We start from the raw sequence: 22,651 nt of genomic DNA on the forward strand, positions 1-22,651 counted from the left end.
TACTCACCTCATCCAGGTCGGTGTGATCGGCAGGCCGTTGCGGTGGCGGTACTCGGCGATCGTCTTGAGGTTGTGCAGTTCCACCCCGTGACCGGCGCCGAAGATGTCCCAGAAGTCACCCACCCAGCCCGTCCGATCCGGCGGCGCGGCGTCGGTGTACGGGTTGTTGTCGTAGAAGGGGTGGTGGCAATTCGTCCACAGCACAACGGAACCGGGCTTGTTCAGCACCGCCTGCGCATCGACGACCCGCATCAGGTAGATCATCCACAGGTGCTCGCCCTGGTCCCAGGCGCAGTGGTAGTCGACGGTGCCCGCTTGGGCGTTGGCCACCGTTCGGGTGAAGATCTTGGTCTCCGGGAGCAACCGGTCATGAGCCAGCCACAGCCCGGGCTCGTCGGTAGGGGTGAAGTCGCGCAGCGTGTACGTCCACTCCTCGAGGCTGCGCGTATCGGCCAGGTATTCGAAGAGCTCGTCGCGTGGGCAGTCGACGTAGTCGCTGACCGTGCAGTATCGCCCGAACACCTCGTCGTGCGGGTACACAGACCGCATCTGGGCCATGAACATCGGGGCCGTCTTCTCGAGCGGCGAGGTCTCGATCCGGACCAGCCCCTCGATCGGCTCGGTGGTGCCGGTGTGAACGTAAATGTCGTCAAGCGCTGGCAGGGACATCTGATCTTTCCTCTTGAGGTGTCGGTCGGCCAAAGAGTTTGGTCGCTTGCTGGTTCAAAAACGTTGCGAAGGGCGGGATTTCGTCGGCGGAGCATTCGACGCTGATCACCGACGGGCCATCGACGGTCATCGCGCCTTCCAGCGCGGCGGCCAGTGCATCGACGTCGGCCACGTCGATCGCCGAGAGCCCCGGGATCATCGCCGCCAACCCGGCGCCGAGCCGGCTGGGGCCGAACCGGTTGTAGCTGTACAGGTCGTCGTAGAACAACTGCTCGCGGGTCACGCACATGGCGTGGGCGTTGTTGTTGAACAGGACGAACGTCACCGGCAGCCGGTACTGCACCGCGGTGTGGACTTCCATGCCGTGCATGAAGAAAGCACCGTCCCCGGCGATTACCACAGTGCGCCGGCTGAGCCGGCTGCCCACGGCGCGCCCGAATGCCATCCCGATAGCGGCACCGAAGCTGTAACCCATGCCCCCCATGCCGAGCGCGACGGCGAACCGCCCGCCACGCCGGACCGGCAGATGGTGAATGGCTGCCGCACCGGTGTTGCCCGCGTCGACGACGATGTCCACACCGTCGGGCAGCACCCGGTTCAGCACCGTCAGCGCATCGCGGTAGCGGACACCCGGACCGCGGCAGGGTGGCGGGCTGAGTTCGGTGTCGGTCACGGAATCGGGCACGCGCAGGCCCCTTGGCCGCCCCCGCCCGGATAGTTCCATGGTCACCATGCGCAACGAGGTCCGCAGGTCGTCCGTGTGCACGTGAGTGCAGGCGAAGTACGGCGCCGCCGAACCGATCGAAACCGTCCGCGCCGCCGTCAGCGCGTCGTCGAGGCCTGCCCGGGCTGTCACCGACAGGCGGGTGCCCACCACCAAGCACACCGTGCTGTCACCGACCGCCTCGGCCACGCCGGGATGCCCCATGACACCAGTCACGCCCAGCGCCGACGACGAACCCGAACCCGGCGTGCCGGCGACGTCTTTGGCGTCGGGCACGCATGCCACCCGCGCGCGCAGCATCGCGCGCAACATCTCCAGCTCCGCTCGCGCATCGTCGCGGGCCACCTGCTCGCCGGCGATGATCGTGACCGGTCCATCAGCGGCCCGTAGCTCGCGCAGTACCGGATCGAGGTCACCGATCCTCGGCGCCGCGGGCGCTGTGTCACTGGTATGCCCGTCGTAACCGAGGACCGTGACCGGCTCCTGCTGAATATCCTTGGGCAACAACAGAACCGCCGGGCCACCGCCGCGTGCCGCCGCGATGGCCTCCGGCAGGGCGGTAACGATATCGGAGGGCGTCAGCACTCGCCGGCACCAGACCGATACCGCCGAGAACAACGCCTCGGCATCCAGCGCGCCATTGCGGCCGCTGGTGTCCTGGAAGCTGCCCCGCCCATCCATCGTCGTCGCCGGCTGGCCAACCAACGCCAACACCGGGACGCGGCTGGCCAACGATTCCCCGAGGCCGGGAACAAGATTGAGGGCGCCCCCACCAGAAGTCGCCGCCACTACGCCCAGGCCGGCGCCGCTGCGGCTGTACCCGTCGGCCATCGTGGCCGCGGAGAATTCGTGCTTGGCCAACACGGCGGTGATGTCCGCGCAAAAGTGTGCGGCATCGTAGAGATCTTCGATGTTGGCGCCGTCGACGCCGAATATGTAACCGGCGTCGGTGCTCGCGAGGTGTTCGACGATGTGGTCGACCACCCGGTGTTGCCTCAACATCTGCTCACCTAACTCGTGACGATGCCAGTGACACGACCGGCGGGTAACTTCAGTTCACTCCGAGTGCGGAATCCCGCCGAAAGCCAGCACTTTTAGATACGTGTCAAATAGCTGTGGAAGCGGCCGTCCGGGTCGTAGGCCGAGCGCACCCGTTCCAGCCGTGCCATGTTCGATTGGGTGATGAATGGCGCCGGGCGCCGGCACAGATTTTCGTCCGCCAACGAGATACCGGTCGCCAGGTGCGACATTGCGGCCATGTTGGACGCGGCCCAGTCGCGGTACCGTTCGTCGTCCGCGGGATCCTGCCAGATGGTGTACAGCGCCAGGTAGATGTCGTCTTCGAGGCCGTACACCATGTCGGCGCGGCTGGGCGAGGTCTTCCAGCCCGTGAAGATGAAGTGTGACGGGTGCGGCGGCATGGTCGCGATGATCCGGTGGATGCCCGGCAGTAGTTCCTCGGCGGAAGCCGAGGTGAACATGCTGTCGGCAATGTAGCGGTGGCCCTTCGGGTAACTGGTCATCACGGCCGTGTACCAATTCGCCAGGTTCGTCGGAGCATAGGGAAGGCCGACGATCGCCTTCTCGATGACCGGGCAACTGCCCAGCGGGGCAAGGGCTTTGACCGCATCGTCTTCCGAATCGGCGAAGACGGGTGAGGCGATCGTGATGCCCGGCCGGTTGAGGCCGGCTCCCGGGAAGCTGCGGGCGGTGTGCATCTGCAATTCGACCCGGTCGTCGAGCTCGCCGCTGATCGAGCGCGCCCACGTGAAGACCTCGTCGGCGAGTTCAATCGGATACATATACAGGCAGCTGCCCCAAACCGCCGGGCGCGGATAGACCCGTAACCTGAACGACGTCACCACGCCGAAGAAGCCGGGACCCGAACCGCGTGCAGCCCAATACAAGTCGGGGTGATTCTCGGGATCGCAATAGATCCGCTCGCCGTCCGCGGTGACGACCTCCAGCCCGAGCACACTCTCGCACGCCGGGCCGAGGGAGCGGCTGTTCCAGCCGTAGCCGCCTTGCAGCAGATACCCACCGAGACAGATCCCCTCGCAATGGCCCGCGGGAAAGAACAGGTTTTGCCCGTCGAGTTCGGCCGCGAAGACGCTGGCGATCTTTCCCGGGCCAACCTCGGCGACCATCCGTTCCGGGTCGACGCTGCAGTGGTCGAGGCGGCTGACGTCCAGCAGCAGACCGCCGTCGCGAAGGTGGTTGGCAACCCAGCTGCGCCCTCCCGAACGCACCCCGATGCGGTGCCCGTTCGCCCGCGCATAACGGAGCGCATTGACCACGTCGTCGACGTCGAGCGCCTGCACGATGACATCCGGGAATCGTTCTGGCACAAGGCCGTTCCATACAGTGTCGAGACGGGCCGTTTCGTAGCCCGTTGCGCCGCGGAAGAGAGTGCGTTCGGTGGTGGGCAGAGCCATTCGTGTTCCTTAAACCGCCGCGAGTTGTTCGCTGTTTTGGGTCCGTCTGAGGTAATCCGCCACCTTCGCGGCCAGAGGAGTGGCGGCCCGCCGGATCGCCCGCAGCGGGCCATTCGGCGGGATCCCGTATCCGATCGCGAACATTCCGTCGCCAACGTGGCTGGCGAAGCCGCCGCGCGGGTTGCCATGCTCGTCAAGGACACCGAGGTGGCCGACCAAACCGCGCAGGTTCGTCTCGAACCCGGTTGCGGTGATGATCACTTCGGGCGTCACGGATGTGCCGTCGGCGAGGATGGCGGAGTCGGATTCCAGCCTCGTGACGGCGCCGACGACCTCGACGCGCCGCGCCCGCACCACGTCGACCAGCCCGTCCGCCAGGGTGGGAATGCGACCGCGTGTCTCGACAGTCGCTTTGAGGCCAACCGTGGGCCGCTGAAAACCGTAGGGGGACAGGTCTCCCCACATCATGCGAGTCATGCGGGCGATCAGCGGATCGACCACGCGGGCAGGCACTCTTGCGGACAGCTCGAGGAAGATGTCCGATGGGAACCCGCCGATGGCTCGTCGTACCAGGTGCGGCGGTGTGCGCACTGCAAGCCAGATCCGGCGGGCGCCGTCGCTGGCCAGCTGCACGGCGATGTCGGCGGCGGAGTTACCCGCCCCGACGACGAGCACGTCTCGGCCGCGGTAAGGCCACGCGTTGATGAACTCCCCGGAGTGAACGATCTCGCCTTCAAAGAGTTCAAGCCCCGGCCAGGATGGGGCCGCCGGCGCGCCGTAGTTACCGGTGGCGAGGATTATTGTCCGGCTTCGGATTTCGCCCGATGATGTATCGAGCTGCCAGAATCCCCCGCGACGGTTGACCGAGTGGACTTCGCACCCGAGCATCAGCGGGATTTGCTGCCGCACAACGTAGCGATCGAAGTAGCGGACCATGTCGTCCTTGGTGGGCCACCGGCCGGCACTCAACGGGATACGTTGTCCCGGTAGGTGAGACAGGAACCCGGTCGTATTGAGGCGGAAGTCGTCATAACGCATGCGCCAGGAGATCGCCGGGGCGGCCGCGCGGTCGAGCACGAGCGCTTCGATGCCGTGCCGATGATCGAGTTGCCGTGCGACGGCCAGACCCGCGGGCCCGGCTCCGATGACAAGGGCATCGGGGTTGTCCCGAAGTCCGGCCGCGAGGTGCGTCCTTGGCATGCCTGTGTCACGACACACGAGGGCGTTGAGTTCACCGCGCAGTAATCACAGTGAGCGTTGCAGCAGCACCTGACCGCTATCGGCGGCCACCACCTGCACGGCGGCGATCTGATCGACCGGCGTCGAGATCGCGCCCGCGGGCGTCGCGGTGTGGCCGGGCACGGCCACCCAGGTCGCCAGCCGGGTCTGGCTGCCGTCACGCCCCACCACGACCATCGCGAGCGTGTCGTGGTGCGCGGTCAGCGGAGCCAGGCACACGCAGCGCAGGTCGATCGACGTCCCCCAGTGCTGGCTGCTGACGGCGACCGTCGACGTCAGCAGGCTTGTGCTCACCTGAGCCATCGGCTCCGACGATGCGGTCACCTGCTGGGACGGAGTCGACGACCACCCCTGCAGACCGACGAACACCCCGATGGCCAGCACCGCGGCCGCGGCCGTCGACGCCACCCAGGTCACTATCCGGGTGCGGCGCCTACGCCAACGAACCGTCGCCAGCAGGGACGGCAGCAATTCCGGAGACATCTCCGGGGCCGGACCGGATTGGTCGATCGCGGCCACTTCGTGGCGGTCGAGCTGTGACAGCAGGGCCGGCACGCCACTGAGGTCGGCGACGGCCTCCCGGCAGGCCGGGCAGTGTGCCATGTGCGTCTCGAATTCGCGGCGTTGCGAGGCCGGCAAGGAGCCCAGCACGTATGCGGCATCCCACATCGCGTAGCGGTCTTCGGGAGGGCCGAGATCCTGCACCGGCGTCCTCATTTCATCCATTCTTCTCACCCCTCAAGCATTCGGAGGCCCTCATCGGGTAACCCCGAGTTCCTGCAGAGTGAGTCGCAACGCCCGCACCGCATAGTGTAGTCGCGACTTCACCGTTCCCTCGGCGATGCCGAGGTCTGCAGCAGTCTGTGTGGTGGTCCAACCGCGGTAGTAGGACCGTTCGATCACCGCCCGGTGCTCGGCGGACAACTGGGCCATCGCGTCCGCTATCAATAACCTGTCCAGCGCGGCATTGACCTCATCCGGCGTGGACTGTTCGGGTGCCCCCGATACGTCTGTGGAGCCGACGACCTTGCGAAACCGCGCGCTGCGCCGATCATCGATGATCATGTTGCGGGCCACGGTGAACAACCACGCCCGCGCCGAGCGCTCGGTGTCGCCGACGACCTCGGGGTGTTGCCATGCCCGCAGCAGCGTCTCCTGAACCACGTCCTCGGACTGGCTCGCGTCCCCCGTCAACCGCAACGCGTAGCGCCACAGAACCGCGGCGTGTTCGTCGTACAGCGCCTTCATCAGAGCGGCCTCGGCTACCCCGGAAGCCCTCCCCGTGCCAGCAACCCGAGCCACTCGATCACCTCCGACTACTGAAACGAGGCGAGTGGGCGTTTAGTTCAAGGCTAGCCCTGCTAGGAGGGCAAAGTCAGGATGCGCGGACCGGCGTCGGTAACGGCGACGGTGTGCTCCCAGTGCGCCGCGCGCGAACCGTCGGTGGTGGTGACCGTCCACTGGTCGTCCAGCACCACGGTCTTGCCGGTTCCCAGCGTCAGCATGGGTTCGATGGCCAGCACCGACCCGGCGGCCAGCAGGGGGCCACGCCCGGGCGAGCCCTCGTTGGGCAGGAACGGGTCCATGTGCATCTGCCGGCCGATGCCGTGGCCGCCGTAGCCCTCGACGATCCCGAAGGCCCGCGAATGGCGGGCCGCGGCGTCGCGCGTGCCCATCTCGATGGCGTGCGACACGTCGGTCAGCCGGTTGCCGGGCACCATCGCCGCGATCCCGGCCTCCAGTGATTCCCTCGTCGCCTGCGACAGCGCCTCGTCGGCCGCGTCCAGCGTCCCGACCCCGAAGGTGATCGCGGCGTCGCCGTGCCAGCCATCCAGCACCGCCCCGCAGTCGATCGACACCAGGTCACCGGGCGCCAGGATCTCGGCGGCCGACGGGATCCCGTGCACCACCCGCTCGTTGACCGACGCGCAGATGGAGGCGGGGTAACCGTGGTAGCCCAGGAACGACGGCACCGCGCCGGCGTCGCGGATCACCGATTCGGCGATCTCGTCCAGGCCCAGCGTCGACACCCCGGAAACCACGGCCGCGCGGACCGCCTGCAACGCGGCCGCGACCACCGCGCCCGCCGCGGCCATGGCGTCGAGTTCGCCGGCACTGCGCTGCGGCACCACCTTGCGACTCCGCAGCCGCGCCAGCGGGTTCATCCCTACTTGCCCAGCGCCTGCAGCGCGCGGGCGAACACTTCGTCCATGGTGCCGACGGCGTCGACGGTCTTGAGTTGGTGGCTGTAGTAGTCCAGCAGCGGCGCCGTCTCGGCGCGGTAAATCTTCATCCGGTTCCGGATGACGTCCTCGGTGTCGTCGGCGCGGCCGCGGCCCTTCAGCCGCTGCAGCAGCTCGTCCTCCGAGACCCGGAATTCCAGCACCGCGTCGATGTCGGTGCCCCGGCGTCCCAGCATGTCGTGCAGCGCCTTGGCCTGCTCGATCGAGCGCGGGTATCCGTCCAGGATGAAACCGTTGGCGCAGTCCGCGTCGTTCAGCCGGTCGTCGACGAGCTGGTTGGTCAGCTCCGAGGGCACCAGGTCGCCGGCGTCCAGGTAGCGCTTGGCCTCCAGGCCGAGCTTGGTCCCGTTCTCGATGTTGCTGCGGAACAGCTCACCGGTGGAGATCTGCGGGATGCCCAGCTTTTCCGAGAGCTTCTGGGCCTGCGTTCCCTTGCCCGCCCCCGGCGGTCCCAGCAAAACGACTCTCACTTGAGGAACCCTTCATAGTTGCGCTGCATGAGCTGACTCTCGATCTGCTTGACCGTATCCAAGCCCACGCCGATCATGATCAACACCGCGGTACCGCCGAACGGCAGATTCTGAACCGCTCCGCTGTTGCCGATCTGCAAGAACAAGTTGGGCAGCACCGAAATTGCGCCGAGGTAGATCGAACCCGGCAGGGTGATCCGGCTCAGCACAAAACGCAGGTAGTCGGCGGTCGGCTTGCCCGGCCGGATGCCGGGAATGAAGCCGCCGAACTTCTTCATCTCGTCGGCACGCTCGTCGGGATTGAACGTGATCGACACGTAGAAGTACGTGAAGAAGATGATGAGGCCGAAGTAGATGGCGATGTAGACCGGGTCGCTCGGGTCGGACAGGTAGGTGCCGACGAACTTGTCCCACCAGCTGTTGCCCACGCCGCCGGCGCCGCTGCGGATCAACTGGGTGATCAGGTGCGGGATGTAGATCAGCGAGGACGCGAAGATCACCGGGATAACGCCGGCCTGGTTGACCTTGAGCGGCAGGTAGGTCGACGTTCCGCCGTACATGCGGCGGCCGACCATGCGCTTGGCGTACTGGACCGGGATCCGGCGCTGGCCCTGCTCGACGAAGACCACGCCGACGATGATGACCAGCGCGGCGATCAGGACGGCGCCGAAGATCATCCCGCCGCGGCTGTCCAGGATCGTCTTGCCCTCCGCGGGGATGCGCGCCGCGATGCCGACGAAGATCAGCAAGGACATGCCGTTGCCGATGCCTCGCTCGGTGATCAGCTCACCCATCCACATCACCAGCGCCGCGCCGCTGGTCATCACCAGCACGATGACGACCAGCGTGAAGATGCTCTGGTCGGCGATGATGTCCAGCGAACAGCCCTGCAGCAGCCCGCCGTTGGCCGCCAGGGCCACGATGCTGGTGGCCTGCAGGACGGCCAGCGCGATGGCCAGATAACGCGTGTACTGCGTCATCTTGGCCTGGCCCGATTGGCCTTCCTTGCGCAGCTCCTCGAACCGCGGGATGACCACCGTGAGCAGCTGCACGATGATGCTGGCGGTGATGTAGGGCATCACCCCCACCGCGAACACGGTGAGTTTGAGCAGCGCGCCACCCGAGAACAGGTTGATCAGCGAGTAGATCTGTCCGGCCGCGCCGCCGCTGGCCTCTTTGATGCACTGCTGGACGTTCGGGTAGTTGACGCCAGGGGACGGTAGCGCGGCGCCGACCCGGTACAAGACGACGATGCCAAGCGTGAAGAGGATCTTCCGTCTCAGGTCGACTGTTCGCAGCGATGAGATGAAAGCGGAAAGCAACTCTTCCTCCTGCGCAGCCGGGGTTTTCCTGCATCACGCGCCCAACACCCGCAGGCCAGGACGTACGGCCGACTTCTCTACAGCGCGTCAAACCGTGTACGAGACTAACAGCTGGTCCGGGCAGGTCTGGTCAGGGCCTTTCCTGCGGCCCCTCGCGGCGCCTTTCACCAAGTGTTCGCGCCGCCGCCGCAACGCGCCCAAAAAACACAGGAACCCGTAAGCCGTGAGGCGTAGAGTGCCTCTGACTCGTTGCATTTGCTAAGTAACTTGGGAGCAGCATGACACGCACTGACCAAGACAGCTGGGACTTGGCCTCGAGCGTCGGTGCCACGGCCACGATGGTCGCCGCGGCCCGCGCACTGGCCAGCGAGGCCGCCAACCCCATCATCAACGACCCGTACGCCGCACCCCTGGTGCGCGCCGTCGGCCTGGACTTCTTCCGGCGGCTGGTTGACGGTGAGGTCGCCGACTCCGAGGGATACGAGGGCAGCGGCAAGGATCTGGGGCTGGAGACGGATTCCATCGCCGTGCGCACCCGCTTCTTCGACGACTTCTTCCTCAACGCCGCCCGCGACGGCGTTCGCCAGGCGGTGATCCTGGCGGCCGGCCTGGACGCCCGCGCCTACCGGCTGAGCTGGCCACCGGGAAGCGTGGTCTACGAGGTCGATCAGCCCGCCGTCATCGAGTTCAAGAGCACCACCATGTCCAGCCTGGCTGCCGCCCCGGCAGCCGAGCGGCGCACGGTCAGCATCGACCTGCGCGAGGACTGGCCCGCCGCGCTGCGCGCCAGCGGCTTTGACGTAACGAAGCCGACCTCGTGGAGCGCCGAGGGCCTGCTGATGTACCTGCCGCCCGACGCCCAGGACCGGCTCTTCGACAACATCACCGAGCTCAGCGCGCCCGCCAGCTTGTTGGCCACCGAGTATCACCCCGACACCGGCGGCACGACGATGTCGCAACGGGCCCAGGAGTTCAACGACCGCTGGGCCAAGGTCGGCTGCGACATCGACCTGTCGGGACTGTTCTTCGACGGCGAGCGCAGCAACGTCGTCGACTACCTCACCGGCAAGGGCTGGGAAGTGGCCTCGCGGCCGCGCCGCGAACTGTTCGGCGACTACGGCCTGCAATTCCACGACGACGAGGCGATGGCGCAGTTCCGCAACATCGTGGCCGTCACCGCCACCCTGCGCCGTTAGGAGACCGCGATGCCGGAGACCGACAGCAGGCGATCAGACGGCGACAGTTGGGATCTGGCGTCCAGCGTGGGCGCCACCGCCACCGCGGTGGCCGCCCGGCGGGCGCTGGCCTCCAAGGGCCCCGAGCCGTTGATCGACGATCCCTTCGCCGAGCCATTGGTGTGCGCCGTCGGCGTCGAGGCTTTCATCCGGATGATGAACGGAGACATCGAGACACCCGAGGACGATCCGGCGTTCACCCCGCGCCGCCTCGGTGAGGGCATGGCGGTCCGCACCCGGTTCTTCGATTCCTTCTTCCTCGACGCCGCCAACTCCGGTATCCGCCAGGCCGTCATCTTGGCCTCGGGGCTGGACACCCGCGCCTACCGGCTGGCCTGGCCGCCTCAGACGGTGGTCTACGAGATCGACCAGCCCCGGGTGATCGAGTTCAAGACCCGGACCCTGTCCCAGCTGGGCGCAACGCCGAGGGCCGACCGGCGGGCGGTGGGCGTCGACCTGCGCGACGACTGGCCGGCCGCGTTGGCCGACAGCGGATTCGACGCGAGCGCACCCGCGGCCTGGAGCGCCGAGGGGCTCCTGGGCTATCTGCCGCCGGAGGCACAGGACCGCCTGTTCGACAACATCACCGCGCTGTCCGCCAACGGCAGCAGGATCGGCACCGGCTACGTGCCCGACATGCGGGGACGCATCGAAAAACGCGGCCGGGAGATCAGCGAACGCTGGCGGCGCATGGGGCTGGACCTCAACTGGGCCGATCTGGTCTACCCCGGCGAACGCAACGACGTGGTGACCTACCTGTCCGGGCGCGGCTGGGACTCGTCGGTGCACACCACCCCGGAGCTCTACGCGGCCAACGGTTTTGAGTTCCCCGAGCAACCCTCGATGGCCGCCTTCGGCGACATCAGATACGTCACCGCGACATTGACCAAGGAGGCGTCGTGACACGCACCGATCAAGACAGCTGGGACCTGGCCTCGAGCGTGGGCGCTACCGCGACCTGGGTCGCCGCGTGCCGGGCGCTGGCCGGCAACCGGCCTGACGCGCTGATCGACGACCCGTTCGCCGACCCGCTGGTCCGCGCGGTGGGTGCCGAGTTCTTCATCCGGGTGCTCGACGGTGAGATCACCGACGAGACGGGCGGTCTCGATGCCGATGCCGACCCCGATGCGGAGTTCAACCTGCAGCGCATGGTCGACATCATGGCCGTGCGCACCCGCTACTTCGACGACTTCTTCACCGACGCAACCGCTTCCGGCGTCCGCCAGGCCGTCATCCTCGCCTCCGGCCTGGACTCACGCCCGTACCGCCTGGCCTGGCCGGCGGGCACGGTGGTGTATGAAATCGATCAGCCGGCCGTCATCGACTTCAAGTCCACGACCCTGGCGAAGTTGGGCGCCCAGCCCACGGCGGACCGCCGGACCGTGTCGGTCGACCTGCGCGATGACTGGTTGAATGCGTTGCGGGACAAGGGGTTCAACGAGTCAAAGCCCAGCGCATGGAGCGCCGAGGGCCTGTTGATGTATTTGCCGCCGGAGGCGCAGGACAGGCTCTTCGATGCCATCACCACGCTCAGTGCCCCGGGCAGCCGGCTGGCGACCGAATACCACGACGGCGGCACGCCGCACCTGCTGGAAAAGCGCGCGAAGGCGATGGCCAGGCGGTGGGGCCAATTCGGCTTCGATGTCGACGTGTCGACGCTGGTCTATCGCGGCGAGCGCACTCCGGCGGCGGCGTATCTGACCGCGCACGGCTGGCAGGTGTCGACGCGCACCCGCGCGGACATGTTCGCCGAGGCCGGGCTGCACGTCCCGCCGGGTGAGAGCATGGAGGCGATGCAGAACAGCATCGCGGTGGACGCCGTTCTGCGCTAACGGTCGGGATTGGCCGCCGGTGCGCGCACCACCATCGGCACCGCGGGGAAACACCACGCCATCTCCGAGCGCGACTTGCGCAGCGCGGCGGTGCCGTAACCCTTCTTGCGGTGGTCGGGGTGGATCCAGATCCGCACCTGCACCTCACCACCGAGCAACTCGCCGAACACCATGCCGACCTTCTCGCCCGAGTCGATGGCCACGAACCATGCGGCCTCTTCGTCGTCGACACGGCCCAACGCGGCTCTGATCTCGTCGTCGAGGTTGCCCGCCTGCCCGCCGGATCCGTCGCCCGACGCGCCACCCATGTCCTCGGTGCGGACGCCGAAGATGTCGCGGTCCTCGCTCGCGGAGAACGGCCGGAGCTCGAGAGTGTCCCCCGAGCTCGCCGGACGCTCGCCCAGGGTGAAGCTCAGCTGCTTGTTCAAGTCTTCGAGCTCGGCCTGGATGATCTTGCGCGAATCCTTGGTCAGCCGGTCGAAGGACAAGCCGAACACCGCTTCGGCGCCCGTGTGCGAGGTGCCGAGCAAACCGGCGATCGCCTCGACCGCTTCCGATTTGTCGTCGGCCTCCACGATCAGGTCGAGCACTTCGTGCCGGCGCTCAAGAGCTTTCAGCAGTGCGTCGGCGATATCCCTGCGGGCGGCTTTGCGGTCTTGGTCGGTCATGGCACCAGCCTAGAACGCCGGTGGTGCGACCGCGCTACATCTGCGGTTTCCCAGCTCCAGGAAGCGCTGGTAGCGATCCTCGACCGCACTCGCCCAGGCCGGATCGGGCTCGACGACGCGCTCGATGCGCGCCCATCGGGCGGCGTCGGCGATCGTCGTCTCCAGGCCGACCGCCATGCGCGCCAGGAACGCCGCCCCCAGCGCGGCCCCTTCCGCCACCCCGGACACCTCGACCGGTCGCCCGGTGGCGTCGGCGATGGCCTGCAGCCACGGCGCCACCCGGGTGCCCCCGCCGGTGGCCACGAGGCGCGACACCGGCGCCCCGCCGAGTTCGATGAGCCGGCGAACCACGAACCCGGACGCCTCATAGGCGGCGCGGCGCAGCGCGGCGGCGTCGTGGGTCAGATCCAGCGCCTCGAGCACGCCCCGGCAGTCCCGATCGTGGAACGGCGTGCGCTCGCCGCGCAGATAGGGCGCCCACACCGGGACCCGCCCGGGTTCGACGGTGGTTGGGTCCGCCGGTGCCACAACGCGATCCACCCAGCCCAGGAACAGCCCGCCGGCGTTGCTGGCCCCGCCGATCTGGCTCTTGCCGGGCGCGGTGTGCGGAATGGTCCACAGGCCGGGCATCTGGCGGGCCTCGGCGATGGTGGTCCACACGATCAGCGTGGTGCCGCACATCACCAGCACGTCGCCGTCGCGGTCGGCGCCGGCCACGATCTGTTCGCACAGCGCGTCGATGGCGCCGGTGGCCAGCGCGGCATCGGTGCCGCGCAACTGCCCGACAACGGCTCCCATGCTCTCCACCCGCGGCAGCTGCTCGACGGCCGCGCCGCGTTCGGCGCACGCCTCGGGATTCCAGCCGGTCCCGTCGAACAGGGGGAACGCGGTGGCGGCGGTCGCGATGTCGATCGCCGCCTGACCCGACAGCGCGTGGTTGGCCACCGCCGGCGCGGGCCAGTAGCCGGCGGCGCCCGGAGCCTGCTCGGCCGTCCAGCGCAAGAACTCCGCGGCCTCGCCCAGGGCGGGCAGCGGCTGCGCGTCGCCGCCGGGCGTGCGGCCCCGGACGTCCCCGTAGAGCAGTCCCGGCGTGATGGGTGCACCGGTGTCGTCGACGGCGGTCATCGACGGCACCATCGCCGAGACGGCCGCCGCGGCGATGCCGGGCTGGTGGATCAGTTCGTTCAGGGCGGCCGACGGCCCACGCCGCCACGCCGCCTCGGCGTCGTGCTCCAGCCGGTCGGGCGCAGGTACCCGCAGCTCATGGGGGATGCGCACGCGGGCCGTCACGTTGCCGTCGGCGTCGGCGGATATCGCCTTGACCGCGGTGCTGCCGACGTCGATGCCGATTGTGACGTCTTTGCGTGACACGGGCGTCACCGTACGCCAGCATTGGCACTCGTGACGTCCAAACCACGCGCGTTGGTGACCGCCCCGATGCGGGGGCCGGGCTTCGCCAAACTGCGAGAGCTGGCCGACGTCGTGTACGACCCCTGGATCGAGCAGACCCCGCTGCGCATCTACGGTCCCGAGCAGCTGGCCGAGCGGATCGCCGGCGAAGCCGCCGAAATCGTGGTGGTGGAAGGCGATTCGGTGCGCGGCCCGGTGTTCGAGCAGGGCGTGCGGGTGATCGCGTCCACCCGCGGTGACCCCAACAACGTCGACATCGCGGGGGCCACCGCGGCCGGCATCCCGGTGCTGAACACCCCGGCCCGCAACGCCGATGCGGTCGCTGAGATGACGGTGGCCCTGCTGCTCGCCGCCACCCGTCACGTGCTGACCGCGGACGCGGATGTGCGCAGCGGCAACATCTTTCGCGACGGCAGCATCCCGTATCAGCGGTTCCGCGCCGCCGAGATCGCAGGACTCACGGCCGGGCTGGTGGGGCTTGGCGCCGTCGGCCGCGCGACGCGGTGGCGGTTATCCGGGCTGGGGCTGCGGGTCATCGCGCACGACCCCTACAACCCCGACGCGCAGCACAGCCTCGACGAGCTGCTGAGCCAGGCCGACGTGGTCTCACTGCACGCCCCGGTCACCGACGACACGGTCGGCATGATCGGCGTGCGGGAGTTCGCGGCCATGCGCGACGGCGTGGTGTTCCTCAACACCGCCCGCGCCCAGCTGCACGACACCGACGCCCTGGTCGACGCCCTGGTCGCGGGCAAGGTGGGCGCCGCGGGCCTGGACCACTTCGCCGGCGAAAGGCTGCCTGTCGACCACCCGTTGGTGGGGATGCGAAACGTCGTGCTGACGCCGCACATCGGGGGCGCCACCTTCGACACCGAGGCGCGGCAGGCGCAGATGGTGGCCGACGATCTCGAGGCGCTGCTGGCCGGCAACGCGCCCGCTCACATCGTCAACCCGGAGGTGCTGGGGTCATGAAGTTCGTCGACAACCCGGAGACCGCGGTGCTGGACGCCGCCAAGGACATGCTGCGCCGCGGCCTGGTGGAGGGGACGGCGGGCAACATCTCGGCGCGGCGGGCCGACGGCAACGTCGTCGTCACCCCGTCGTCGGTGGACTACCGCGACATGCAGCTCGACGATCTGGTGCTCGTCGACGCGGACGGCTCGGTGCTGCGGGCGGCCGAGGGCCGCTCTCCGTCGTCGGAGATGCAGCTGCACCTGGCCTGCTACCGGGCCTTCGACGACGTCGGCAGCGTCATCCACAGCCATCCGGTGTGGGCGACCATGTTCGCCATCGCCCACGAATCGATCCCGGCGTGCATTGACGAGTTCGCGGTGTACTGCGGCGGCGACGTCCGCTGCACCGAGTACGCGGCGTCCGGCACGGCGGAGGTCGGCGCCAACGCGGTCTCCGCGCTCGAGGGCCGCGGCGCCGCCCTGATCGCCAACCATGGCCTGGTGGCGGTGGGGCCGCGGCCGGACAAGGTTCTGCACATTACCGCGCTGGTCGAGCGGACAGCCCAAATAGTTTGGGGCGCACGCGCTCTCGGCGGGCCAGTGCCGATCCCCGAGGACGTCAACCGCAACTTCGCAGCGGTCTACGGCTACCTGCGCGCCAACACCTGACGCTGGTCGATGCCCACCTTCACCGCGCCGCTGTCGCCCTGATTGGCGAGCGCGTGGAAAGCGTCGCGCCACCGTTCCAGTCGGAAGGTGTGGGTGAGCATGGGGCGCAGGTCCATTCGGCCCGCGGCGGCCAGATCGAGGTAGTGTGCGATGGCGTGCTTGCGCTGCCCGTCCACCTCCTCGATGCCGAAGGCGTTCGAGCCGACGAACGAGAGCTCTTTGAAGTACAGCGGGCTGTCCTCCCACCGGCCCGGGGCGTGAACGCCGGCCTTCACCAACGTGCCTCGCGACCGCAGGACCCGGACGCCGACCTCGAAGGTCTCGGGCTTGCCCACGGTGTCGTAGACGACGTCGACGGCGCCGGGGTGGGCCATCGGCAGACCCTGCAGCGGCTGGCGCAACCGGCCACCGCCCCACGTGACGAGCTCCTCGATGATGGCCGTACGCGGTTCGTGCGCAAGGATTTTCGCGGCGCCGAACCGTCGGGCCAGCTCGGCCTGCGCGGCGAAGCGCGCCACCACCGCGACGGCCACGCCGGGATACAGCGCCCGCAGGATCGCAACCGCACACAATCCCAGCGAGCCGGCGCCGTACACCAGCGCGGTGCCCGACCGCGGCGGCGGGTGCCGGGTGATCGAGTGCAGCGACACCGAGAACGGGTCGGCGAACACCGCCATCTCGTCGGGAATCGAGTCCGGCACGGCGAACAGCATGCTGTCGTGTGCCGGCATCAGTTCGGCGTAGCCGCCCGTCACGTCGGCCGAGACCCCGGTGTGGATGCCCGGCTTGATGTCGCCGTCGGTAAAGCTCCAGCACAGGCTGTAGTCGCCGGCTTCGCATGCGGGACAAGGCGGTTGGATGCCGCGCGGCCCGCAGGACAGCCACGGGTTGAGCACCACCCGCTCCCCCACACTCAGCCCCCGTGCCGCGGGGCCCAGCGCCACCACGTCGGCGACCACCTCGTGGCCCATGACTTGCGGGAACGAACAGAACGCGGCCATGGCATTGTCGGTGTCGCCCTCGCCGAAGTCCAACAGGATCTGCTTGGAATCCGATCCGCAGATGCCAGTCAGCCGCGGCCGGGTGATCACCCAATCCTCTTGCGGCAGTTCCGGATCCGGCAGGTCGCGTAGGGCGGTCGGGGTGCGCGTCAGGTTCTGGCTCAACGGGTTGGCGTCGTCGGGCACCTCGAAGGGCTCCGGTGGCACGCCGTAGACGAGCGCCTTCATCGCGACGCCATCCCGGCGGCGCCGGCGATGAACGCGTCCAGGTCGGCGTTTTTGGCGTCGACTACGGCCTTCATGTCGGGTAAGTAGTGCTCGAAGCGCTCACTGTCCAGGGCCGCGATGATGCCGTCGGCCACCACGTCCGCGGCCACCTTGGGTCCCCGGTAGAGCGGTTCCTCGCTGCCCGGGTGGTCCCAGATCTCCGTATCGACCGGGCCCGGCTCGATCAGCTTCACCGAGATCGGCGTGTCGTGCAGGTCCACGGCCATTGCCTCACTCCATCCACACAGCGCGAATTTGCTCGCGCAATAGGCGCTTTCGTGGATTATTCCGAGCCGGCCGCCAACGCTCGACACGTTGACGACCGTGCCCGATCCGCGTGCCAGCATCCGCGGCAACAGCGCCAGCGTCAGGTGCATCGGGGCGAAGAAGTTGACCCGCATGACCGCTTCGGCCTCGTCCGGGTCCAGCGTGATGACGCTGCGCCGCTTGGGCATCGCGGCGTTGTTGACCAGCACGTCGACGCCGTCCATCGCATCCCAGGCCCGCAGCGCCAGGTCACCCAGCGCCGCCGTGTCGGCCAGGTCGGCCACCCACATGGCCGAGTCCGGCGAGGCGCGCCGGCAGTCGGCCAGCACCTCACCAAGCCGATCCCGGCGGCGCGCGATCAGCCCCACCACCGCGCCCCGGGCGGCCAGCCGTCGCGCCAGGGCCGCGCCCAATCCCGACGAGGCACCCGTGATGAGCACCCGTTTACCCGCCATTCCGGAGGGCGTTGCGTACGCCATCAGTAAAGGTTGCCGCGAATCGCGGGAAGCGTACAGTGGGAGAAGCTTGTTATATTGGCTAAGTATTAGATTGACTACCTCCGATAGGGGCACACGAATGACTTCCACCAGGTACGAAGGCGACACCTGGGACCTGGCGTCCAGCGTCGGGGTGACCGCGACCATGGTCGCGGCGGCCCGCGCCATGGCCACCCGCGCCGACAAACCGCTGATCAACGACCCCTTCGCGGAGCCGCTGGTCAAACTGGTCGGCGTGGACCTGCTCTCCCGGCTGGCCAGCGGCGAGCTGGATCCCGCCGAGCTGAACGATGTTCACGACGGTGCGGGGTCGGCCGGGGCGATGTCGCGGATGGCGGACAACATGGCGGTCCGCACCAAGTTCTTCGACGAGTTCTTCCTGGACGCGACGAACGCGGGCATCAAGCAGGCGGTGATCCTGGCTTCCGGGCTGGACGCCCGCCCGTACCGGTTGGCGTGGCCGGCCGGCACCGTGGTCTACGAGGTGGACCAACCGCAGGTCATCGAATTCAAGACCCGATCGCTGGCCGACCTGGGCGCCGCCCCCACCGCCGAGCGGCGGGTGGTGGCTGTCGACCTGCGCGACGACTGGCCCACCGCGCTGCGCAACGCGGGGTTCGATCCGGCCCAGCCGACCGCGTGGAGCGCCGAGGGCCTGCTCGGCTACCTGCCGCCCGAGGCGCAGGATCGCCTGCTGGACACCATCACCGAGCTCAGCGCGCCGGGCAGCCGGTTGGCCACCGAGAGCGCGCCCAACCCCGAGCCCGGCGACGAGGAGAAGATGAAGGAGCGCATGCAGACGATCTCCGAGCGCTGGCGGGCGCACGGTTTCGAGCTGGACATGGCGGGCCTGGTCTACTTCGGTGACCGCAACGAGGCGGCTCCCTACCTGGCCGAGCGTGGCTGGCAACTGAACAGCGCCAGCATCGGAGAACTGTTCGCGGCCAACGGACTTGATCCCCTTACCGACGACGACATGCGCATGGGCGAGATGCTGTACACCAGCGGCACGCTCGGCGAGAAATAGGAGCCAGGAGGATGACCACCGACGCGGGACGCACCGACGGCGACAGCTGGGGACCGGCACACAGCGTGGGAGCGACGGCCACCATGGTCGCCGCCTCTCGCGCCGTGGCGTCGCAGGGACCCGATGCTTTGCTTGACGATCCGCTGGCCGACCCGCTGGTGCGTGCCGTCGGGCTGGACCCGTTCATCCGCATCGTCGACGGCGAGATCGACTTCGAGGACGACCCGCTGTTCAACCGCAAGTCGCGGGCCGAGCAGATCACGGTGCGCACCAGGTTTTTCGACGACTTCTTCATCGGCGCCACCAAAGACGGTGTGCGGCAGGCGGTAATCCTGGCTTCCGGATTGGACACCAGGGCATACCGATTGCCGTGGCCGGCCGGCACCGTGGTCTACGAGATCGATCAGCCGGAGGTCATCGCCTTCAAGACCGACACGCTCGCCGCGCTCGGCGCCGCCCCCACCGCCGAGCGCCGCACCATCAGCATCGACCTGCGCGACGACTGGCCGGCGGCCCTGCGCGAGGGCGGATTTGACGTCTCCCAGCCGACCGCGTGGAGCGCCGAAGGGCTGCTGCCCTATCTGCCGCCCGAGGCCCAGGACCGGCTGTTCGACAACATCACCGCGCTCAGCGCCCCGGGCAGCCGGTTGGCGACCGAACACGTGCCCGACCCCAACGCGTTCTCCGACGAGCGCTTGGCGCGCATCTCCGAACGCTGGCAGCGCTTCGGATTCAACCTCAACGCGGCCGACCTGTTCTACCGAGGTGAGCGCAGCGTCGTGGTCGACTACCTGACCCGTAACGGCTGGCAGGTGACGCCGTCTCCCGCCCGGGAGTTGTACGTCCGCAACGGTTTCGAATTTCCCGAGGACGAGATGGCGGCCACCTTCGGTGAGATGAGCTACGTCGCCGCCACCCTCAGGTGACGCTCCGTTAGGGTTCGACTATGTCACGCACTCACGATGATGAGTGGGATCTGGCGTCCAGCGTCGGCGCGACCGCGACCATGGTCGCGGCCGGGCGTGCGATGGCGACCAAGGATCCCCGCGGTTTGATCAACGATCCGTTCGCCGAGCCGCTGGTGCGCGCGGTCGGGGTGGACTTCTTCACCAAGATGATGGACGGCGACCTCGACGTGGACGCGATCGAGAATGCCTCGCCGGTGCGCATCCAGTCGATGGTCAACGGAATGGCCGTGCGCACCAAGTACTTTGATGACTACTTCATCGACTCCACCGGCGGCGGTGTGCGTCAGGTGGTGATCCTGGCCTCCGGGCTGGACTCGCGCGCCTTCCGGCTGCCCTGGCCGGCCGGCACGGTGGTCTACGAGATCGACCAGCCGCGCGTGATCGAGTTCAAGAGCAACACCCTGGCCGATGTCGGCGCCGAGCCGACAGCGTCGCGGCGCACCATCCCCATCGATCTGCGTGCGGACTGGCCCGCCGCGCTGAAGGCGGCGGGATTCGACACGACGGCGCCGACGGCCTGGCTGGCCGAGGGTCTGCTGATCTACCTGCCGCCCGACGCCCAGGATCGCCTGTTCGACAACATCACCGCGCTCAGCGCACCGGGCAGCACCATCGCCACCGAATTCGTGCCCGGCATCGTGGATTTCGACGCGGAACGGGTACGCGAGCTGACCGGGTCATTCCGGGAGCACGGCGTCGACATCGACATGGCGTCGCTGGTCTACGCCGGCGAACGCAACCACGTCGTCGACTACCTGTCCAGCATCGGGTGGCGACCCGAGGGCATCACCCGAACCGAATTGTTCGAGCGCAACGGCATCGAGGCGCCTGCCCCGGAGAACGACGACCCGCTCGGCGAGATCATCTTCATCAGCGCCAAGCTGGCGGGCTAGTAGCGATCGCAAGCACGGCGTAGCCGGGCGCTGGGGGTCGCCACCATCGGGCTAGAGCCGCCAGGGCCCCGGCCACAACGCGCTGGCCCCGGTGTAGGACCTTTCCACGTTGTCCAGGATGCCGCCGATGGTGCGGCCCAGCAGTGCGCCCAGCGCGTCGGGTACCGACGCGGCGGCCGGTTGCGAGGAGGCCCGTGGCCGCAGCATGTCCAGCAGCGAGCCGCCCGGGTAGGTCACCACGCGCACGTCGGTGTCCTCGTCAAGTCCGGCAAGGATTTTCGCGCGGCGCAGCGCGGTGCGGAAGCCGCCCAGTTCGTCGACCAGCCCGCGCTCGCGCGCGTCGGCGCCGGTCCACACCCGGCCCCGGGCAACGCGATCGACGGCCTCGGTGGTCAGGTTGCGGCCGTCGGCGACGCGCTCCAGGAAGTCGGCGTACACCAGGTCGGCCTCGGCCTCCCGGTGGGCGCGCTGCTCCGGGGTGAAGGGCGTCTCGATCGACCAGGCATCGGCGTTAGCGTTGGTGCGCACGCTATCCAGCCCGACGCCGAGGCGCTCCAGCAGATCGCGAATCACCAGCTTGCCGGTGATCACGCCGATCGAACCGGTGATCGTCGCGGGGCTGGCCACGATCGCGTCGGCGGCCACCGCGATGTAGTAGCCGCCGGACGCGGCGACCGCACCCATCGACGCCACCACCGGCTTGCCTTGCTTGCGAGCCCTTTTCACTTCGCGCCAGAGGGTTTCGGACGCGGTCACCGAGCCGCCGGGGCTGTTCACTCGGAGCACGATCGCGGACACCGATTCGTCGGCGGCGGCCTCCCGCAACGCCGGGGCAATGGTGTCGCTGCCGACGGTGGAGGCGCCGAACGGCAAAAACTGCGGTCCGCCACGTCCGTCGACGATCGTGCCGTCGATGTTGATGACGGCCACCTTCGGCTTGGGGCGGCGTCCGGGAACCGAGGGCACCGGCGGGGTCAGTCGGGGCCGGGCCGCGCCGGCATAACGCGACAGGTACAGCCGCGGTGGCGTGTTCTCCTCGGAAACATCTTGCACACCAACCAGTTCCGCGATGTAGTCATAGGCTTCGTCCCGGAATCCGATCCGGTCGACCAGTCCCGACGACACGGCCTCCTCGCGCAACAGCGGGGCCCGGTCGGCCAGCCCGTCGAGCACACCGGCGTCGAGTTTGCGCGAGTCCGCCACGGCCTCCCACACCTGCTCCTGCAGGCTTTCCAGCATCCGGGTGACGGCCTCGCGGTGGGCCTCGGTGAAGCCGTATTCGGTGAAACGGTTTGCGGCCGACTTGTATTCGCCGCGCGCGACGAATTGGGCTTCGATGCCGGCCTTGTCGAACGCGTCACGCAGGAAGGTGGCATTGCTGGCGAAGCCGATCAGCCCGACGCTTCCGGCGGGCTGCATCCAGACCTCTCCGAACGCCGAAGCCAGGTAGTACGACAACGTGCCCGGGTAGGTCTCGGCCCAGGCCAGTGACGGCTTGACGGCGGTGAACGCGACGATGGCCTCGCGCAGCTCCTGCACCGCGGCCGACGGCGACGCGCTGAGTTGAACCCGGGCGATCAGCCCGGCCACCCGCGGGTCCTCGGCCGCCCGGTAGATGGCGGCGACCATGTCGCGCAGCGCGACCGACCGGCTGCCCCCGGTGATGATCGCCAGCGGATCGAAGCCCGACGTCTCCGGCGGCATCGAGCGGAGGTCCAATTCGAGCACGCAGCCATTGGGCACCCCGTGATGGCGGGCGGTGTCGACCCGGCCGGCGAGGGCCCGAACCTCGCCGACGCCGGGGATCGAAGGCAGGAAAGCGAACATGTCTGCAGACTACCGATGCGCGGCCGTACGGTGGT

The 22,651-nt window shown here is 68.4% G+C and carries 22 protein-coding genes; 8 read left to right on the forward strand and 14 right to left on the reverse strand.

From position 1 onward, the window contains the following. Positions 1-3: 3 nt before the first annotated feature. The 9 genes from MTY59_RS03245 to secY form a co-directional block, all read right to left on the reverse strand. A complete protein-coding gene (locus MTY59_RS03245) occupies positions 4-669 on the reverse strand; it encodes an SRPBCC family protein (protein WP_221044399.1) in 666 nt (221 codons plus the stop codon). Beyond that, positions 650-2,395, reverse strand: a complete 1,746-nt coding sequence (locus tag MTY59_RS03250; RefSeq protein WP_221044400.1) for a thiamine pyrophosphate-binding protein — start codon at positions 2,393-2,395, stop codon at positions 650-652. Before MTY59_RS03250 ends, MTY59_RS03245 begins: the two co-directional genes overlap by 20 nt. 92 nt (positions 2,396-2,487) lie before the next feature. Then, positions 2,488-3,828, reverse strand: coding sequence for an FAD-binding oxidoreductase (locus MTY59_RS03255; protein WP_221044401.1), 1,341 nt, complete (start codon positions 3,826-3,828; stop codon positions 2,488-2,490). A 9-nt stretch (positions 3,829-3,837) separates the two neighbouring features. Next, positions 3,838-5,028, reverse strand: coding sequence for a flavin-containing monooxygenase (locus MTY59_RS03260; RefSeq protein WP_221044402.1), 1,191 nt, complete (start codon positions 5,026-5,028; stop codon positions 3,838-3,840). Between the two features lie 45 nt (positions 5,029-5,073). Next, complete coding sequence (locus MTY59_RS03265; protein WP_221044403.1) at positions 5,074-5,793, reverse strand: anti-sigma factor family protein; 720 nt, start codon at positions 5,791-5,793, stop codon at positions 5,074-5,076. Between the two features lie 30 nt (positions 5,794-5,823). Continuing rightward, complete coding sequence (locus tag MTY59_RS03270) at positions 5,824-6,369, reverse strand: sigma-70 family RNA polymerase sigma factor (protein ID WP_221044404.1); 546 nt, start codon at positions 6,367-6,369, stop codon at positions 5,824-5,826. Between the two features lie 59 nt (positions 6,370-6,428). Next, entirely contained in the window at positions 6,429-7,232 is an 804-nt protein-coding gene (map, locus tag MTY59_RS03275) for a type I methionyl aminopeptidase (RefSeq protein WP_221044405.1), read from the reverse strand. 2 nt (positions 7,233-7,234) lie between these two features. Beyond that, entirely contained in the window at positions 7,235-7,780 is a 546-nt protein-coding gene (locus MTY59_RS03280; protein ID WP_221044406.1) for an adenylate kinase, read from the reverse strand. After that, complete coding sequence (gene secY, locus MTY59_RS03285; RefSeq protein ID WP_221044407.1) at positions 7,777-9,102, reverse strand: preprotein translocase subunit SecY; 1,326 nt, start codon at positions 9,100-9,102, stop codon at positions 7,777-7,779. Before secY ends, MTY59_RS03280 begins: the two co-directional genes overlap by 4 nt. A 278-nt stretch (positions 9,103-9,380) precedes the next feature. Here secY and MTY59_RS03290 point away from each other — a divergent pair, with 278 nt between their 5' ends. The 3 genes from MTY59_RS03290 to MTY59_RS03300 are packed head-to-tail and all read left to right on the forward strand — an operon-like array spanning position 9,381 to position 12,169. Further along, on the forward strand, positions 9,381-10,298 hold the full coding sequence (locus MTY59_RS03290) for a class I SAM-dependent methyltransferase (RefSeq protein WP_221044408.1): 918 nt from the start codon (positions 9,381-9,383) through the stop codon (positions 10,296-10,298). Between the two features lie 9 nt (positions 10,299-10,307). After that, entirely contained in the window at positions 10,308-11,240 is a 933-nt protein-coding gene (locus tag MTY59_RS03295; RefSeq protein WP_221044409.1) for a class I SAM-dependent methyltransferase, read from the forward strand. Next, entirely contained in the window at positions 11,237-12,169 is a 933-nt protein-coding gene (locus MTY59_RS03300; RefSeq protein WP_221044410.1) for a class I SAM-dependent methyltransferase, read from the forward strand. Before MTY59_RS03295 ends, MTY59_RS03300 begins: the two co-directional genes overlap by 4 nt. Here MTY59_RS03300 and MTY59_RS03305 read toward each other — a convergent pair. Next, on the reverse strand, positions 12,166-12,837 hold the full coding sequence (locus MTY59_RS03305; protein ID WP_221044411.1) for a GNAT family N-acetyltransferase: 672 nt from the start codon (positions 12,835-12,837) through the stop codon (positions 12,166-12,168). The genes MTY59_RS03300 and MTY59_RS03305 overlap by 4 nt on opposite strands. Before the next feature lie 9 nt (positions 12,838-12,846). Then, positions 12,847-14,208: a xylulokinase gene (locus tag MTY59_RS03310; protein WP_221044412.1), complete on the reverse strand. Its 1,362-nt coding sequence runs from the start codon at positions 14,206-14,208 to the stop codon at positions 12,847-12,849. Between the two features lie 30 nt (positions 14,209-14,238). Between MTY59_RS03310 and MTY59_RS03315 the strand changes: the two genes are divergently transcribed. Together MTY59_RS03315 and MTY59_RS03320 are read left to right on the forward strand one after the other, a co-directional pair. Then, entirely contained in the window at positions 14,239-15,219 is a 981-nt protein-coding gene (locus tag MTY59_RS03315; protein WP_221044413.1) for an NAD(P)-dependent oxidoreductase, read from the forward strand. Next, positions 15,216-15,869: an L-fuculose-phosphate aldolase gene (locus MTY59_RS03320; protein WP_221044414.1), complete on the forward strand. Its 654-nt coding sequence runs from the start codon at positions 15,216-15,218 to the stop codon at positions 15,867-15,869. The genes MTY59_RS03315 and MTY59_RS03320 overlap by 4 nt, the downstream gene beginning before the upstream one ends. Here the strand turns inward: MTY59_RS03320 and MTY59_RS03325 are convergent. Both MTY59_RS03325 and MTY59_RS03330 read right to left on the reverse strand, forming a co-directional pair. Beyond that, a complete protein-coding gene (locus tag MTY59_RS03325; RefSeq protein ID WP_221044415.1) occupies positions 15,848-17,098 on the reverse strand; it encodes a zinc-dependent alcohol dehydrogenase in 1,251 nt (416 codons plus the stop codon). The two genes, MTY59_RS03320 and MTY59_RS03325, sit on opposite strands and share 22 nt — an antisense overlap. Beyond that, positions 17,095-17,859 (reverse strand): SDR family NAD(P)-dependent oxidoreductase, encoded by a 765-nt coding sequence (locus MTY59_RS03330; RefSeq protein WP_221046241.1) that lies wholly within the window; start codon positions 17,857-17,859, stop codon positions 17,095-17,097. The genes MTY59_RS03325 and MTY59_RS03330 overlap by 4 nt, the downstream gene beginning before the upstream one ends. Positions 17,860-17,980: 121 nt before the next feature. Between MTY59_RS03330 and MTY59_RS03335 the strand changes: the two genes are divergently transcribed. Genes MTY59_RS03335 through MTY59_RS03345 form a run of 3 tightly spaced genes read left to right on the forward strand, consistent with a single transcriptional unit; the run spans position 17,981 to position 20,789 of the window. Continuing rightward, positions 17,981-18,928 (forward strand): class I SAM-dependent methyltransferase, encoded by a 948-nt coding sequence (locus MTY59_RS03335; protein ID WP_221044416.1) that lies wholly within the window; start codon positions 17,981-17,983, stop codon positions 18,926-18,928. Positions 18,929-18,939: 11 nt separating this feature from the next. Continuing rightward, positions 18,940-19,854, forward strand: a complete 915-nt coding sequence (locus tag MTY59_RS03340) for a class I SAM-dependent methyltransferase (RefSeq protein ID WP_221044417.1) — start codon at positions 18,940-18,942, stop codon at positions 19,852-19,854. A 20-nt stretch (positions 19,855-19,874) separates the two neighbouring features. After that, positions 19,875-20,789: a class I SAM-dependent methyltransferase gene (locus MTY59_RS03345; RefSeq protein ID WP_221044418.1), complete on the forward strand. Its 915-nt coding sequence runs from the start codon at positions 19,875-19,877 to the stop codon at positions 20,787-20,789. 51 nt (positions 20,790-20,840) lie between these two features. Here MTY59_RS03345 and sppA read toward each other — a convergent pair whose 3' ends face one another. Next, positions 20,841-22,616 carry a signal peptide peptidase SppA gene (sppA, locus tag MTY59_RS03350; RefSeq protein ID WP_221044419.1) on the reverse strand — a complete coding sequence of 592 codons (1,776 nt, stop codon included), beginning with the start codon at positions 22,614-22,616 and terminating at the stop codon, positions 20,841-20,843. Positions 22,617-22,651 lie beyond the last annotated feature (35 nt).

It is taken from the genome of Mycobacterium senriense, from assembly GCF_019668465.1.
Classification (GTDB): Bacteria; Actinomycetota; Actinomycetes; order Mycobacteriales; family Mycobacteriaceae; genus Mycobacterium; species Mycobacterium senriense.